Genomic DNA, 15,604 nt, shown 5'->3' with positions numbered 1-15,604 from the left:
GAATCCTTCTTCTTCGGCTCGCGTATAATCATTGGGCGTCTTTATGTTATTCTATTAAACCTAAGGAGTAGATTAGCACATGTATAAAAAGAAAGTGACCTGGTGGGTTTCCGCCGCATGGGTTCTCTTGCTGTTGACGCTGACGGGCTGTCAGTCCGTACAAGGCGTAGACCTGGCTGCAGCCATTCAACAAAGTTCGGCAGCCACATCCTCGGAGTCCGCAGGCAGCCTGCAGATCGAGCTTGTGCCCGGGGATACTTCCCAACTGAGCGCTGTTGAGCAGCAGGCCCTTAGCGCCCTGCACAAAGTGACAATCGAACTTGCAAATGTGAAAACCGAGAGTACGCAGAAGCTTTCGGCAGACGGCACGATCACATATGGGAAAGGTACGATCCCTTTCCAGATTGCCGTGGACGGCACGAAGCTCATCTGGCAGGTCGAGGGCGGGAAGAAGCCGGTTGTTATCGACCTCTTGGGGAGTTCGAACGCATCGTTCACCAAGCTGCTCCCTGCCGCACTTCAAGAGCAGATCGGCAGCAAAGCGGCGGAGATTAAGCCCGCCGTCATCGGGTTTATTCTAGCGAATATGCCGAATCCTCCGAGCATTGCGGTCTCCTCCGTTACGGAGAAAGTTGGCGGAGCGGACCTGTCCCTTCAGAAGGTACATATGGAGCTAACCGGCACGGAACTGGCCTCCCTGCTGGACAGGCTGCTTAGCGGGATTCTTGCCGATGAAGCAGGGCTGCAAGAGCTGATCAGCCAGTTGTACGATGCCATGTACCCGATCATTCAGGAAGAGATCGCATCGGGTTCAGCGGACTTCACGCTAAAGCTGCTCGGCAATAAGCCGTTGGCTGTCGGTTTCATTTATCAGCCTGTCCATGATTATCTCGCCAAAGCGGCAGAGTCGCTAGCCGCCGTTATATCGGGCGACGGAGAACAAGGCGTCCTGCCGGTTCACGCTATGTTCGGCAGCAAGTCCGCGCTGGCGGCGGACTTCTACGTAGACGGCGATCACGGGGTACGGAAACAAAGCTTGGCGCTGAGCATGCCGATGCCGGATACGGGCACTGGGGTTGCCGGTTTGAGGTTGAATTTCGTTAGCGAGACCTGGAATGTGAATAAGCCGGTGAAGGCTGATTCGATCGATATCTCCGGCGGCTTCGTGCCCGTCGGTGTAGATGCTTCCACGGTCTACAGAGTGCTGGGCAACCTCGACCGGCATTCGCTCATCTACACTTTGCTGAGAGAAGACGCGAAAATCGCGAGAAAAGAAGTCCATTTGCAATTAAATGAAAGCGGGGATCCGGCGGCAAGCGATACTCCGCAGCCTTTCATCAACGGAGACAGTAAAACGATGGTGCCGGTCCGTTTTATTTCGGAAAAGCTAGGCGCTGAAGTCGGCTGGAATGCCGATACGAAGGAAGTTACCATTCTAGACTTGCTGTCCGGCAGGACCATCGTCCTGAAGCTGGATCGCCGCACCGCCAGCGTTGACGGCGCTTCAATCGAACTGGAGAGCGCAGCAACGCTCGTTAATGGCTCTACGTTCGTCCCGATCCGTTTCATCGCAGAATCGCTCGGCGGTGTCGTCTCGTTCGACGATGATACGCGAGTCGTAACGATCAAGCGGGATTAGTGCCGGGGTTGTGCGGAATGTGCTGTGCTGCGTTATCGGAACCTTTTCCGGGTGGGCGAATAGTCTATATACATCTAGGCATTCAACATGCGTCTGCTCGAAGCAGCCGTAACGAATAAAGGAGCGAAAACCATGTATACGAATCCTCCGTTCCAACCCGGTCAACATGACCAGCACGGCCAGCACGGCCACCATGGACAGCACGGTCCCCATGTCCTCTATCAGGCAGAACCCAATTGGCCGAATCAATTGAGGCATAAAAGAAATATGATCATGAACGCGCTTCACCCCTATGTCGGCCGCACGATTCGTGTCACAACCCTAGACGGGCATACGTATGAGGGAGTTTTGGTCAACGTTGACGGGCATCACGCCTATCTGCAGACGACTCCGATGAGCCCGCATCATCAAGGCCATAGACCGGTATACACACCCGCTCAATACAATCAGATTTTGACGTTGGTGCTGTTCGAACTGCTCGTCATTTTACTTCTTGCCTAAATACGATCTCGCCCCTACGGTCTGCTTGGACCTGGGGGCGTTTTTCTTTGGCCATATGCGGATCCCATGATTTGTAATAATTTACTGTATCCACCGCATCTTTCTCTTCATCCATGCGTATAATCTATCGCAGCTATTATTCTCTAGCAATTTCATAATAAGGAGTAGATTCGTAGATGTTAAGAAAGAGAATGACATGGTGGCTTTCCGCTGCATTGGCTGTGATGCTGATGGTGCTGACAGGCTGCCAAACAATTCAAGGCTTGGATGTAGGACAGGCTCTTCTGAACAATGCCACCCTGCAGTCCGCCTCGGCCAAAACCACGCTTCAACTGGACCTTGTCACAACCAATTCCGGCGGATTATCCGCAGAAGACCAGCAAGCCATCGAAGCACTGAACCATGCCAAGCTGGAATTGCGAAACATTCAGCTGCAGGACAAAATGAACATGTCGGTTGACGGTGCGTTGACGTATGGCAAGGGATCGATTCCTTTTCAAATGACATGGAACGGAAAGGCCTTCATCCTGCAAGTCGAAGGTGCGAAGAAACCCTTCTCTATCCATATGGCGAAGGGATTCGACGATACAGCAGCTGCTGTATCTCCCGCTGCGGCGGCGATTTCCGCCGAGATGCAGCAGCAGCTGATCGCTAAAATGAACGAGCTTATGCCGGCTTTATACAAATTCTTCATTACAAACTTGCCGAACCCTGAACATATTTCCGTCTCGTCCGTTACGGATACTGTCTACAACGAAACCCTCGCGCTGCAGAAAGTTCAAATCGAGATTAAGGGCAGCGAACTGCTCCCTTTGCTCAAAGCATTCTTGACGAATGTAGCAGCGGATGAGAAAGGATTGAAGGAGATGCTCGGCCATCTCTACGACATCCTCGTGCCGGTCATCAAGGAATCCATGAAGGCCTCCGCCGCCGGGGAAGAGACGCATTCCGAATATGCCGATCTTGCCACCGCTTACTTGGATAACAAAACGCTGGCCGTCGAATTCCTGTATACAACCATCAACCAAATGCTGGGGAAACAACTGAAGGACTGGGATAAGAATATGGAGCAAATGCGCACCTCCCTCTCGGACCCGCAGGCCAAAGCTTTCCTGAGCGACCAGACCACACTGAAAGCCGATCTGTACATAGATGGCGAGAAACAAATTCGCAAGGTTCAGTCCGAGCTGACATTGCCGATCGCCGATCCAAGCTCTGGCGTCAGCGCTGTGAAGCTCGCCTATACCAACGAAATTTGGAATATCAACAAGCCGGTTAAAGCGGCGGCGATTGATGTTTCCGGCGGGACGCAGGATCTGGACAGTATCTCGAAGGACAACGGCGCTGCCGTACTCGGCTCGATCAAGAAGGATTCCCCGCTCTACAACTTGCTGCGGCACGATCTCAAGATAGCCAAGCAGGATATCCGTCTTCTGCTCAGTGAAGAAGAAGAAGAAGAATACTCGCCGTACGATGCGAGTCATCCGTACATTAACGAGGAAGGTGCGGCCATGGTGCCGGTGCGCTTCCTCTCCGAGCGGCTGGGCGCCGAGGTGAAATGGGATGCAGCCGCCAAGCAGATCAAGGTCGAGGACGCTTTGACCGAGAAGACGCTTGTGCTGACGCTGGACTCCACAGCCGCGAGCGTGAACGGTGCGTCCGTGCAGCTGGACAGCGCACCTGTTCTGAAGAACGGCGCAGCCTTCGTGCCGCTGCGCTTCATCGCCGAGCAGCTTGGGTGCAAAGTCGCGTTCGATGAGGATACCTACAGCGTGAATATTTCACGCGAATAGCAGGAGAGCTCGCCCCTCAGGTCGTCTGAGTTTTGGGGCGAGCTTTTTTGGTTGGGCCATCGGCGGCTGTAAGGCTGGCTGTGGCGGAAGCGTACAGGCCTCCAATACAGGCGGCCGCTCGGCGCCGTGGCGCTGGACCGAGGCCTGTGCGGCAGCTAGAGACGGGGGCTCGCCGTTAGAGCCCGCGTCAGGGCTTTGCTGCGGCAAGCAGCCTCAGTGAAATGCAGCATTTGGCAGAGGTCAATCCGCCCGGAAATGAAATTTTCATGAAATTGGAATAAGCTCCCTTCCAACTGGATATATTATCAAAGCTGCGTTGTTAACAAGCTATCAGGTTTTACACTAACCAAAAGTCGATACGCAGGAACAAATTATTGGAGGTTTATGTTACATGGAAACAGGTACGGTTAAATGGTTCAATGCAGAAAAAGGTTTTGGTTTCATTGAAGTGGAAGGCGGCAACGACGTGTTCGTTCACTTCAGCGCAATTCAAGGGGAAGGTTTCAAAAGCTTGGATGAAGGCCAACGCGTACAATTTGAAGTTGTTCAAGGTAACCGCGGACCGCAAGCTGAAAATGTAGTCAAGCTGTAGTCCTTACTCCATATTGCTATACACTGCTTGCGAGTCTGAGTCTGAATCTACGATGACAAGGAGGAGTTTCATATGTACTTTTCAAAGAAATCGATGGAACCAGTTCCCGAAGAGCAAACGAGCATTTGGACTTGCAGCACGGAACAGTGCTCCTGTTGGATGAGAGATAACTTTTCATTCGAAGAAAGTCCGGAATGTCCGATTTGTCATTCTGCCATGGTCAAAGATTCCAAGATGCTCCCTACCTTATCGAACACAAGCAGCAGGCGTTGATTTAAAGGATCAGCCGATGGCAGTACGAAGAAGCCCCGAAAAAGCCCTGTATACCTTCTGGTATATAGGGCTTTCTCATGTTTCGGCCGGCGATCGGCGGGGACGGCTGCGCCGTGTCGCCGGCGGGGACGGCAACCAGGAACCGACTGCGCTGGCCGGGAAGGTGAGATCGGCTGCGACGGAGACCCGGCTGCGCCTAATGGACACAGCGGCCCTTATTCCACGCATTTGGGCCGCTTTCCTTCTCCAACGGACACCGCTGCCGCTATTTGCCCCATTTCGGCGAGATTTCGCCGCGAAACCGGCAAATAAGCGCTCCGGTGTCCGTTAGACTCGCGACCGCGCCGATCGCGCCGGAATAACGGCCGTGGGGTCCGTTAGCCGGCGAAGCCCGCCCCCCGCCAATGGACACAGCGGCCCTTATTCCACGCATTTGAGCCGCTTTCCTTCTCTAACGGACACCGCTGCCGCTATTTGCCCCATTTCGGCGAGATTTCGCCGCGAAACCGGCAAATAAGCGCTCCGGTGTCCGTTAGACTCGCGACCGCGCCGATCACGCCGGAATAACGGCCGTGGGGTCCGTTAGCCGGCCCTGCACGCCGCATCGCCGCGGACAACGAAAAAGGTGCCCCGTCAGCGGGACACCTTCTCCTTTACAATATCGTCCGTTGGAAATCAGCCTCATCATACACCATGCCTTCACCCGAAGGCTTCCCGAGAACGAGTATCTTGCCTCTATCCAACTCGCTCTCCAGCCGGGTCGCCTCGGCTTCGGACACACCAAGCGCTCTCATCTTCGCCCGGAGCTCCTCGCCGCGGGATCGGAACAGATTGGCGATCGACGTCAACACGCCTTCCTCCGCCATCGTAATCTGCTCTGCACCCGTATAGTTGGCAACGAATTCCGTGCCGTCCTCACTATGTGTCAGTACATAAATGTTGTCCCTTGCAAAACCCTCGCGGTATAGCTGCTTCACTTGCTCCTGCGCTTCTTGAAGGTTGGATGTCACACTCACTCTTGGATAAGTATTCATGGTCGTTCCTCCTCAATCGAATAGGGTATAGGTGAAGCGTCTGGCTACTCACTACGGTAATCGTCAGAAGCCTTTCCGTCTGCCGAAAATCAGCGAGACGACGAACATAATCAGGAACACGAAGAATAATACCTTGGCAATCCCTACGGCTGTTGAAACAATGCCGAAGAATCCGAATACTCCTGCGACTAGCGCAATAATCAGGAACATGATAGCCCAACCTAACATAGGAAACACCTTCTTTCATGATCTATTTGTTGTTCTTGGCTATGATCATTAATACCCGCTTGTCCATCATGTGAAACAAGGCTTGTTCACTCTCACTGCATTTTGTCTAACACACGCTGCTCCATCCGTTCCAATCTGCTGTCCAGCCGTTCCAATAGCTCCTTCAGCTCCATATTCTCCTGCTCCGCCCGGTAATTAATGGCGAAATCCAGAATAGCCTCCTGCTTATCTCTGGCCGCTTGACGATTCTGGCTCATTAGAATGACAGGCGCTTGGAATGCCGAGATGCAGGACAGAATCAGGTTCAGCAATATGAACGGAGGCTTATCGAAGGCCAAGCGAGTCAGATTCAGCGCCATCCATGCTGCCAGAAACAAGCCGAAGAACACAATGAACGTCCAGCTTCCTCCGAAAAACGCTATGCGATCCGCCAGCCGGTCGGCCCACGTCGACTTCTTTTCCTGCTGATGCGTCAGATGAGACTTGATGTTTCCCTGATACTCGCGAACCATGGCGGTGATCCGGGCTAACTGCTCGATATTCAGCTTGGCATCGGTTTCGTTATCCAGCTCTCTTAACAATTTCTCCGGCATGCGCTCACCGGTCCGTCTCTTCTCGTTCCCCATCGTTATCCCTCTTTTCATATCAAAATACAATCTAGAAGTAAATTAACCGCCTGATCTGCGGTCGAAACAACAGCAAAAAACCGCTTGGGCTCTTCATTCGAAGTCCCCTGCGGTTCATTTCTTGCGGTATATGCGTTCCTGCGGAACAAACTCCTCGTAGTTCACACCCTCCGGTACGAATAGGATGGATTCTTTCTTGCCCAAGCCCAAGTACCCTCCGGATACCAAGCTGCCGTGGAAAAGGCTGTGCACGTGAGTCTGCAGCCGGTTATCGAAGTAAATCATGACATTGCGGCACAAAATCACATGAAACTCATTAAAGGAACCGTCCGTCGCCAGATTATGCTGGGCGAACATCAAATTATCCTTCATCAGCGGCTGGAAGTACGCATATTGATGGTCCGTCGTGTAATACTCGGAGAATGCCTTCGTTCCGCCGGCGTCCAAATAGTTCTTCGTGAAGGCCTGCATCTGCTTCAGCGGGAATGCGCCCTTCTGTGCGGCTTCAATAGCTCTTTCGTTCATATCCGTCGCATAGATCTTCGTTCGCTCCGCGAGTCCCTCCTCCTGCATCAGAATCGCCATGGAGTATACTTCCTCCCCCGTGGCGCAGCCTGCATGCCAGATACGGATCTCGGGATACCGCCTGAGCTCGGGAACGACCAAGTTGCGGAAGGCGCGGAAAAAGCTCGGGTCCCTGTACATCTCGGTCACGCGGATCGACATGTCATTCAGCAGCTGGTCGACGAAGCCGGGCTCATGGAGCACCTTCCCCAGCAGCGCCGTGACATTCGGCAATTTCTCCGCTTTCATGCGGTTAAGGATACGCCTGCGCAAGGAAGAGCGAACGTAATGGCGGAAATCGAAGCCGTACATCTGATAGAGCCCTTCGAGCAGCAGGTTAATCTCAATGTTCTGCAGCTCGTCCTCGTACGCTTGCTTCTCATGAGTGACGGGCTCCTCTATGGACTTACGATTCATCGTTTCTTCACCTGCTTCGTTAACCATACACGCATAAGCGAAAATAGCTGATCCATATTCAAAGGCTTCGTAATATAGTCGGAAGCGCCCGCTTCCAGACATTTCTCTTTCTCGCTCTTCATGGCCTTAGCCGTCAAGGCGATGATCGGCAAATCAGGCATCTGCATGTCGCCCCGGATCGCCTGCATCGCTTCGTAACCATCCATCACCGGCATCATAATGTCCATCAAAATGAGGTCATACTCGGCATGCTCGCCCAGCATCTCGATGGCTTCTTTGCCGTGCTCCGCTACGTCCACGGTCACGCCTTTCGTCTCCAGCGCCGTCACAAGCGCGAAAACGTTGCGCGCGTCGTCATCGACAAGCAGCACCCTCTTGCCGTGGAACAACTGGGCATCCGAGTGAACCGCTTCGGACAACAGCAGCTCGTCCCCGACCGCTGCCGCGGTGCGGCTTTGTTCCGGCTCTTGTGCGGAGGCGGAGGCAGATACGGAGACCGAGACGATCGAACGCTCCTCAACAGCTGCAGCGATCTCGCCTTGATGGGCGTTATTGTTCTTCGCCGCATGAGGATCCGCTTCCCTGGCATTCGGTACGTACAAGGTGAACGTGCTGCCTTTGTGAAGCTCGCTCTTCACCACGATGGAGCCTCCTAACAGCTTCGTAAACTCGCGGCAAATGGACAGCCCGAGCCCGGTTCCGCCGTACTGGCGGTTCGTCGTGCCGTCCACTTGCCGGAACGCCTCGAAAATAACCTGCTGCTTGTCGATCGGAATCCCGATGCCGGTATCCGTAATCGAGATAGCCAGCACCTTTTCCTCCGGATCCCGATGCAGCAGCTCCTTGACACGCCCAGGGTCGGCCAAGGCGATTCTCATCGTTACGGAACCTTTCTCCGTAAATTTAAACGCATTGGACAGCAAATTTTTCAAGATCTGTTGAAGTCGCATACCATCAGTCGCAATGACATTCGGCACATCCGGCTCCAGGATGACATCGAAGTCCAGTCCCTTCTTCTCCGCGACCGGAGCGAACATCAGCTTCATTAATTGCGGCAGCTCGGTCACATTGAAGTCATCGGTCATAATATCTATTTTGCCCGCTTCGACCTTGGACAAATCCAGGATATCGTCGATCAGCGCCAGCAGGTCTTTCCCGGCGGCATTCACCACACGGGAGTACTCCACGATTTCGGACATTTGCAGATCGCCGTTATTCTCGGCAAGCATTTGGGAGAGAATCATGATGCTGTTCAGCGGCGTGCGCAGCTCGTGCGACATGTTCGCCAGGAAGTCGGACTTGTATTGCGAGCTCGTCTCCAGCTTCTGCGAGTACTCTTCCAATTCGTCCTTCGCCTTCTTCAGCTCCAGCGCCTTCTGCTCGGAGAAATGGTTCTGCTCCTCGAGGAATTCATTCGTCATACGCAGCTGTTCCTGCTGCATCTGAAGCTCTTCCGATTGAGCCTGCAGCTCCTCGGACTGGGCTTGCAGCTCTTCCGTCAGCATCTGCGACTCGGACAGCAGCCGCTCGACTTCCATTCGGCTGCGTACATTAGCAATCGCCGAGCCGAACTTCTCCTGCAGCGAATCGACCAGCGTCAAGTGCTGCGACTGGAACGAATGAAGCGAAGCCACCTCGATGACGGCCTCCGTCCGGCCATCGACAAGGATTGGCGCAACCAGCAGGCTGCGCGGCTTGGACGCCCCCAGGCCCGATGTCATCTTCACATGGTCTTCCGGCAGACTATCGATCAAGAAGATTCGCTGGTCCAGCGCACATTGCCCAATCAAGCCCTCGCCCGGCTTGAAGACGGAGGCGGCAGCCGCTTCCCCGGATACGGCATATCCGGCAATTTTCACATAGCGGGTATCGGTCCCATGCTGCTCACGGAGATAGACAACGCCATAGACGCTGCCGAGCATTGGAGCAAGCCTGCTGATGAAGACTTCGCTCAAACAGCCCACATCGTTAATCCCCTGGTATAGAGTGGCTACTTCCGCGATGTTCGTTTGTATCCAGTTCTGCTTCTCCAAGTCCTCCAGCATATCATTCGTCGCTCCCGCCAATTCACCGATCTCATCTTGCGTAGAAACAGCGATCCTCGTTTCCAGGGAGCCTTCGGAAGAGGTAATATAGCGGATCATCGTTGTAACCTGCTTAATCGTCTTCGTAATAGAGTTGGAGAGCAGCAGCGCTACGAGAATCGCAAAAATAGAAATAATGCCGAGCAGCGTAAAAAGCACGACTTTAAGATTATAATTGCTTTGCGCCAGCTGCTGAGCCCTGGCAGCCGTAAGCTGCTTTTCAGCGGCAAGAAAGGAATCGAACTGCGTGCGCAGCTGATCCATCAACTTTTTTCCTGAGTTTTGCTTAAAATAGTCATCGATAGCAGCTTGATTGTTTTGTTTCTTCAAGTTGATCACATAATCGCCGGCCGTACGGATCCAGCTCTGAATCGTCGGCTTGATCGCCTCCAGGCTTTGCTTCTGAGCCTGGTTGTAATCTACAAGCTGCATCAGCTTATTATAATTGTCGAGCCAGGTTTTGCCGGCGGTATCATAGGGCTCCAAATATAAGATGTCCCCTGTTATGATGTAGCCCCGCATACCGGTTTCCATGTCTACCATATTTTTCTGAATCGCATTAATCAAATCGTGGGCTTCCAAATCGTGGTTGGATATGAAGTTAACTTCCTTCTGCAGCGCAGTGACACGGCTGCTTACGATCAAAATTGCCACGCCTAAGCATATGATAATAAAAACATATCCCAGCAAGATTTTGGTGCGGATATTCATACGCAAAAATAAGTTCATAGCTGCCTCCCAACACAGTTCATAGAGAACGTTATGGTAACATTCTACTATTCTCACTATACCATAATTAAGGAGGTAGAGAGAAAGAGTACGCCCACTAGCTGACATATACTAGAAATTATCGGCCCCTCTTATCATGGACGGATAGCTGCCCTGTCATGGTGCAAACGCTACGGGAACAGGCCTTGCTGCATCCCCCTAACTCAGTACATACGAAGAAAGGCTGGAACGATGTACCAAGTTCATCGCCCAGCCGCAACCCCTTCTATGTGCTGCCCGGTGTAAGAACCTCCTTCAGCTTCACCATGGCCCGCTTCTGAATCCGGGAAACGCTCATCTGCGAAATGCCCAACTGGTCGGCAATTTGCCGCTGCGAGTGCCCCTCCCGGTAGATGAGGCCGATCACCTTGCGCTCTTCCTCCTTCAAACAAGTCATGGCCTCCTCGAGGTCCATCCGTCTCTCAATCGATTGAAAATCGTCTGACGCCCCGGCGATCATATCGCCGATCGTCGCGCTGTCGCCTTCGCTTGTAAGCGGAGTGTCCAGCGAGGTGTAGTGATAGTAGTCGCGCCCAGCCAGGATTTCAATCGTCTCCTCTACGCTCAATTCCAAATAAGCCGCAATTTCGTCGACATTCGGAGAGCGCTCAAGTTGGACGGTCAGCTCATCCAGAGCCCGCTGAACAAGCGTCCCTTTCTCCTTGATCCGTCTCGGAACCTGTATGTACCATGACTTGTCGCGCAAATAATTTTTCAAGTGGCCGATCAAGCTTTTCATGGCATAGGCCTCAAACGGCGTATCCATCGTGCTGTCGTATTGGGCGAACAGCTTCAACATCGACATCTGCCCGACTTGAAACAAATCTTCATATAAATCAGGACGGCTCCGTGACATTTTGCCGACCGCCATACGAACGATCGGTTCGTAGTGCAGCAGCAATTCCGTAGCCGTCTCTGGGCAAGACGTTTCCTTGTAGATTTTCATCTTCACATACATGTCATATAAAGGCTTGGAGGACGATGCATTAGCATTCATACCATCTCCTCTTTTCTGTTCAGCTGCCCTGCCAACTGCTTCTTCATGACAACCTCTGTGCCTTGACCGCTGTTCGTCCGTACCTGTACGTCATCCATCAACGCTTGCATCAAGAATATACCTAAACCTCCCACCGCCGCTTCGCCGATCGATTTGTGATGCAGGGTAACCGCCTCGGAATCCCTCTGCACATAATGAAAGCTTGCACCCTGGTCCTTGACGGCGATCTGCAGGCAGCCATCCTGCTGCTCGAAGCGAATCTCCACTGTCCCTGACTGGGCATGTTCATAAGCATGTAATATCGCATTGTTGCAAGCTTCCGCCACCGCCACCTTCATATCTTCGATGTCTTCGAACGAAAAGCCGGCTTTAGAAGCCACTCCGTATAAGGTAAGTCGTACAATATCCAAATATTCCGCTTGGGCAGGGATCGTAAGTCCGATGTATGGGCTCATATGATTTCTTCTTTCCTTTCTGATTGACCTTGTGTTTGCAGTTGAAGCTCGCCGTTGACGAAGTAGCGGGCGACGCCCGTTATTTCGAATAAGCGCCCGATTCGGGACGGGACATGCTGTATACGGAACGGTGCGCCCATCGCGGCTCTAACTTTGAGCACGGAGACGAACATGCCGATGCCGGTACTGTCGATGTATCTTAATTCTTTGAGATCCAAGGTCAGCTGCTGATCCTTCTGGGAGACGACGGAATCCAATACGGCCGCCAGTTCGGAGGCTGCAGACAGATCAAGCTCCCCACTCAAGTATATGATATTTTCCTTATCATTCGTTTGTTTGTAGACGGTAAATTTACGTATATTCACAAGATTGACTCCTCTCTATTTCATAACACCGACGTGCGGTGATTTCTTCGCTTTTAATTTCTTCCACATTTCCAAGGAAACCTGAGCCCCTTGCCAAATCGTTTGCCATTTCCGGCTGAGTGCCGGCGTTTCTGTCGGTAAGCGCGTTTGCTTGACGGCATCGATGAGGCCCGTTGCCGATTGCTTCACGGAGCTCGTCAGCTCATGGATCACTTGGCCGATATCGTTCACAGAGCTGAACAAATGATTCAGCTTAGCCAGCTTCCCTCGAACATCGACAGCCATTTCATTCGTATTGAGAATGACATCCTGCACTTCTGAAGAAATTTGCGATACCTCTTCCTTCATCTGGCCCATTGTCAGAGTGATTTGATCCAAAGAAAGCTTCAGCGATTTCAAGGTTTGGATGAGATAGAAGACAAGGAATACGAACGCTACGGCAGCAATGGCTGCGCTAATTTGGACTAACATACCAATCACCCCTGTTTGCTTGATTACTTATCAATACCCCGAACCTTCGCGGATGAAACACTCCGAACAAATTTCCGGCATCGTTTCAAAAGTCACCGCACAGGGTACGTACATGGTAAGAAAGTAAGAAACAACCTTACCCAATGAATGGAGGAATTACTCATGGTGAAAACAGCAACCAAAACAAACGCGGTTACCGACATCCTGGACAAGCAGGTCGCCAACTTCTCAATTCTGTATATGAAGCTGCATAACTATCATTGGTATGTGAAAGGCGAGAATTTCTTCACGCTGCATATCAAATTCGAAGAGCTATACACCGAAGCTGCGCTCCATCTGGACGTCATCGCGGAACGCATGCTCTCGCTGCGTGCGGTGCCGACGGCGACCCTGCAGGAGCACCTGGAGCTCTCCTCCATCAAAGAAGCGGCTAAGGGGGCGTCTGCAGGGGACATGGTGAAACAGCTGGCCGACGACTTCAACACGGTTTGCACGGAGCTGACCGAAGCCATCGAGCTGGCTGAGGAGAGCAAGGACCAGCCAACAGCGGACATGCTGATCGGGATTCGCTCCTCGCTGGAGAAACACAGCTGGATGCTTCAAGCATATCTCGGATAATCAAGAAAGGCTGTTCACCGTAGGTGAACAGCCTTTCTTGCGAGTTGCGGAAATACGGCTCGCTATTGGGCGAATCCCCGCAGTACCACGGGACCAAGCATAGAGCTTCCAATATCCGCTGCTGCCCACCTTGCAGGCCTGCCATAAGCAAAAAGCTCACCCCAAAGCCGGTATGAACCGATTTGGGGCGAGCTTTCGTCTTAAACATATTTCACTAGTGTAACTTCGGTTCCCTGTGCGGTGTTCACGGACACCTCATCGACCAGTGCCTGCATCAAGTACATACCGAGGCCTCCGGATTGCAGCTCGCTCACCGGACCGGAAGCCGGCACGGCCGGCGGCTCCGCTGGCCCCTGGTAGTCGAAACCGGGGCCGTCATCCTTCACCTTCACGGTCAGCTTGCCATCCCCCAGCTCATAGCTGATCTGGATCTGGCCTACGGGAGACGAGGTCTCCCCGTGAAGCACCGCATTGTTGCAGGCTTCCGAGACCGCGACTTTCAGATCCTCGATGTCCTCGTAAGAGAAGCCCATCTTGGACGCAATACCATACAGGCTAAGCCTGACGATATCCAAATATTCCGCTGCTGCGGGGATATGCAGTCGAACGACATTCATGCGCTTCCTTCGATCCCTTCATTCAGAAATCCGGAGATACCCGTCAGATCGAAGAGCCGTCTAATGCCGGAAGGAACGTTGCGCACCGCGAACGGCGCCTTCAACTCGTCCCGGATCTTCATGGCGGAGACCACAATGCCGATCCCTGTGCTGTCTATATATTTGAGCTCGCCTACTTCGAGAACTAATGCCTTGTCGGTCCGCTGCACGACCGCTTCGAGCGCATGGCGGAACGTTAGAGCCGCCGCCAAATCAAGCTCTCCGCGGAGATGAAGCTGTATGGATGTCTCCAATTCTTCCTGATCAATCTGGAACTTGACTGTTGACATGAGCCACACTCCTTTTATCGTCTTTGCTCCTTCAAGTGTAACAAGCGTCCGAGCTTTACACAAGCTTTGCGGCGAGGCCGGCCTCTTAAGCAGTTGCAGGAAAACGGCTCACCAGCCGAACAATCCTGCTACGAGGACAATACACCGTGCTTCTCACCGACATATGGGTGGGCGTACTCGCCGCGAACGACCGTTTCCCGCTCAATCGTGACCTCTTTGTCCAAAATCACCTTGTCCAAGACCGCTCCCGCCTCGATGACGCAATCGTGCATAATAACGCTGTTACGCACTTGGGCACCCGGCTGAACGGCAACGCCGGCGAATAAGATGCTGTTCTCCACATACCCCTCGATCCGGCAGCCCGGCGCCACGAAGGCATTGCGAATCAAAGCTTGCGGGTGGCAGGCTATCGCCTGCTCCTCATTCGGCCGTGTGTAAACAGCCTCTTGATGCTGCATGAACTGCCGCCACCCTTGCGGCTGCAAAAGGTGCATACTGTGAGCGTAGTAACTATCGATGGAGTCAATGTTAGCGGCATAGCCATGGTTCATGAACCCATGCACATCCAGCTCGTCCAAGTGCGCCCACACAAGCTCGCTCATAGTCAGACTGCGCTGTTGCTTCGCTCGGAACCGGCCGAGATCGATCAGCAGGTCCCGCTTCATGATGAACGTGTCCAAGCCGATATTTTGCGGCGATTGATCCGGCAGCGCATGATAGGTAGGGACGGCTTGCACCACACGGCCATGCTCGTTCATCTCCAAGCGGTACGCTTGTCCCATATGCGCATAAGAGTCCAGCTCGCTCCAATGCTTGTAGAGCACGGTAATGTCCGCGCCGCTGCCGATATGATCCTCCATCATTCGCTCGTACGGCGATAGATAAATGACGCTGCTGGGTGCAATCAACACGTACGTTTCCTGCCTGGATTGCAACGCATCAAGGCAGTTACGGCCGTACGGCCAGTCGCCATACGCTTCATGCAGCGTCTCCAGCGTCTCGAGGCCATGGTGACGGCCGTCTCCCATATGCCGAAGCAGCGAGTCCGCTTTGGGACTCGGCAGCACGGCGACCTTCCGAATGCCGGCACGGCTCAGATTGGACAGCGCAAAGTCGGCCAACCGGTACCGGCCCCCGAAGGGGACGGCGCCTGTACACCGGCAGCGTGTGAGCGCGGACAAATGAGCCCCGTCGTTCATCAGGTCGATCATACCGAGAACATGTTCCATAAAG

20 protein-coding genes are annotated in these 15,604 nt (G+C 53.1%); 6 read left to right on the top strand and 14 right to left on the bottom strand.

Features of this window, described 5'->3' with window-relative positions; genetic code table 11:
* The first annotated feature begins 79 nt into the window (after positions 1-79).
* The 5 genes from PUT07_RS28435 to PUT07_RS28415 all read left to right on the top strand — a co-directional run bounded on the left by PUT07_RS28435 (position 80) and on the right by PUT07_RS28415 (position 4,798).
* Positions 80-1,639 (top strand): copper amine oxidase N-terminal domain-containing protein, encoded by a 1,560-nt coding sequence (locus tag PUT07_RS28435; RefSeq protein WP_274472164.1) that lies wholly within the window; start codon positions 80-82, stop codon positions 1,637-1,639.
* 132 nt (positions 1,640-1,771) lie between these two features.
* Entirely contained in the window at positions 1,772-2,140 is a 369-nt protein-coding gene (locus PUT07_RS28430) for an LSm family protein (protein WP_274472163.1), read from the top strand.
* 176 nt (positions 2,141-2,316) lie between these two features.
* Positions 2,317-3,933: a copper amine oxidase N-terminal domain-containing protein gene (locus PUT07_RS28425; protein ID WP_274472162.1), complete on the top strand. Its 1,617-nt coding sequence runs from the start codon at positions 2,317-2,319 to the stop codon at positions 3,931-3,933.
* Between the two features lie 391 nt (positions 3,934-4,324).
* Complete coding sequence (locus PUT07_RS28420) at positions 4,325-4,525, top strand: cold-shock protein (protein WP_274472161.1); 201 nt, start codon at positions 4,325-4,327, stop codon at positions 4,523-4,525.
* 72 nt (positions 4,526-4,597) lie between these two features.
* On the top strand, positions 4,598-4,798 hold the full coding sequence (locus PUT07_RS28415) for a cold-shock protein (RefSeq protein WP_274472160.1): 201 nt from the start codon (positions 4,598-4,600) through the stop codon (positions 4,796-4,798).
* A 265-nt stretch (positions 4,799-5,063) separates the two neighbouring features.
* On the opposite strand, the gene PUT07_RS28410 is transcribed toward PUT07_RS28415, so the two are convergent.
* From PUT07_RS28410 to PUT07_RS28360, 11 genes are all read right to left on the bottom strand, one after another.
* Positions 5,064-5,231, bottom strand: coding sequence for a hypothetical protein (locus PUT07_RS28410; protein ID WP_274472159.1), 168 nt, complete (start codon positions 5,229-5,231; stop codon positions 5,064-5,066).
* A gap of 37 nt (positions 5,232-5,268) precedes the next feature.
* Positions 5,269-5,415: a hypothetical protein gene (locus PUT07_RS28405; protein ID WP_274472158.1), complete on the bottom strand. Its 147-nt coding sequence runs from the start codon at positions 5,413-5,415 to the stop codon at positions 5,269-5,271.
* A gap of 36 nt (positions 5,416-5,451) precedes the next feature.
* A complete protein-coding gene (locus tag PUT07_RS28400; protein ID WP_274472157.1) occupies positions 5,452-5,832 on the bottom strand; it encodes a general stress protein in 381 nt (126 codons plus the stop codon).
* A 63-nt stretch (positions 5,833-5,895) separates the two neighbouring features.
* The gene (locus PUT07_RS28395; protein ID WP_274472156.1) at positions 5,896-6,060 is read right to left on the bottom strand and encodes a DUF1328 domain-containing protein; all 165 of its coding nucleotides are present in this window, start codon (positions 6,058-6,060) and stop codon (positions 5,896-5,898) included.
* A 92-nt stretch (positions 6,061-6,152) separates the two neighbouring features.
* Positions 6,153-6,686, bottom strand: a complete 534-nt coding sequence (locus PUT07_RS28390; protein ID WP_274472155.1) for a DUF1003 domain-containing protein — start codon at positions 6,684-6,686, stop codon at positions 6,153-6,155.
* 114 nt (positions 6,687-6,800) lie between these two features.
* On the bottom strand, positions 6,801-7,667 hold the full coding sequence (locus PUT07_RS28385; RefSeq protein ID WP_274472154.1) for a CheR family methyltransferase: 867 nt from the start codon (positions 7,665-7,667) through the stop codon (positions 6,801-6,803).
* Positions 7,664-10,480: a CHASE3 domain-containing protein gene (locus tag PUT07_RS28380; RefSeq protein ID WP_274472153.1), complete on the bottom strand. Its 2,817-nt coding sequence runs from the start codon at positions 10,478-10,480 to the stop codon at positions 7,664-7,666. The genes PUT07_RS28385 and PUT07_RS28380 overlap by 4 nt, the downstream gene beginning before the upstream one ends.
* Before the next feature lie 265 nt (positions 10,481-10,745).
* Positions 10,746-11,516 carry a sigma-70 family RNA polymerase sigma factor gene (locus tag PUT07_RS28375; protein WP_274472152.1) on the bottom strand — a complete coding sequence of 257 codons (771 nt, stop codon included), beginning with the start codon at positions 11,514-11,516 and terminating at the stop codon, positions 10,746-10,748.
* Positions 11,513-11,971 (bottom strand): anti-sigma B factor RsbW, encoded by a 459-nt coding sequence (gene rsbW, locus PUT07_RS28370; RefSeq protein ID WP_274472151.1) that lies wholly within the window; start codon positions 11,969-11,971, stop codon positions 11,513-11,515. Before rsbW (PUT07_RS28370) ends, PUT07_RS28375 begins: the two co-directional genes overlap by 4 nt.
* Positions 11,968-12,336, bottom strand: coding sequence for an STAS domain-containing protein (locus tag PUT07_RS28365; protein ID WP_274472150.1), 369 nt, complete (start codon positions 12,334-12,336; stop codon positions 11,968-11,970). Before PUT07_RS28365 ends, rsbW (PUT07_RS28370) begins: the two co-directional genes overlap by 4 nt.
* A 15-nt stretch (positions 12,337-12,351) precedes the next feature.
* Positions 12,352-12,807, bottom strand: coding sequence for a DUF948 domain-containing protein (locus PUT07_RS28360; RefSeq protein WP_274472149.1), 456 nt, complete (start codon positions 12,805-12,807; stop codon positions 12,352-12,354).
* A gap of 162 nt (positions 12,808-12,969) precedes the next feature.
* Between PUT07_RS28360 and PUT07_RS28355 the strand changes: the two genes are divergently transcribed.
* Complete coding sequence (locus PUT07_RS28355; protein ID WP_274472148.1) at positions 12,970-13,425, top strand: Dps family protein; 456 nt, start codon at positions 12,970-12,972, stop codon at positions 13,423-13,425.
* 200 nt (positions 13,426-13,625) lie between these two features.
* Here the strand turns inward: PUT07_RS28355 and rsbW (PUT07_RS28350) are convergent, their stop codons facing one another.
* The 3 genes from rsbW (PUT07_RS28350) to glgD form a co-directional block, all read right to left on the bottom strand.
* On the bottom strand, positions 13,626-14,042 hold the full coding sequence (gene rsbW, locus PUT07_RS28350) for an anti-sigma B factor RsbW (protein ID WP_274472147.1): 417 nt from the start codon (positions 14,040-14,042) through the stop codon (positions 13,626-13,628).
* Entirely contained in the window at positions 14,039-14,371 is a 333-nt protein-coding gene (locus tag PUT07_RS28345) for an STAS domain-containing protein (RefSeq protein WP_274472146.1), read from the bottom strand. Before PUT07_RS28345 ends, rsbW (PUT07_RS28350) begins: the two co-directional genes overlap by 4 nt.
* Before the next feature lie 128 nt (positions 14,372-14,499).
* On the bottom strand, positions 14,500-15,600 hold the full coding sequence (gene glgD / locus PUT07_RS28340; protein ID WP_274472145.1) for a glucose-1-phosphate adenylyltransferase subunit GlgD: 1,101 nt from the start codon (positions 15,598-15,600) through the stop codon (positions 14,500-14,502).
* Between the last annotated feature and the right edge of the window lie 4 nt (positions 15,601-15,604).

The sequence above is a fragment of the Paenibacillus sp. MAHUQ-63 genome (genome assembly GCF_028765165.1).
Taxonomy (GTDB): domain Bacteria; phylum Bacillota; class Bacilli; order Paenibacillales; family NBRC-103111; genus Paenibacillus_E.
Note: the sequence above shows the minus strand (reverse complement) of the source record. Positions and strands in the feature narration are given on the sequence as shown.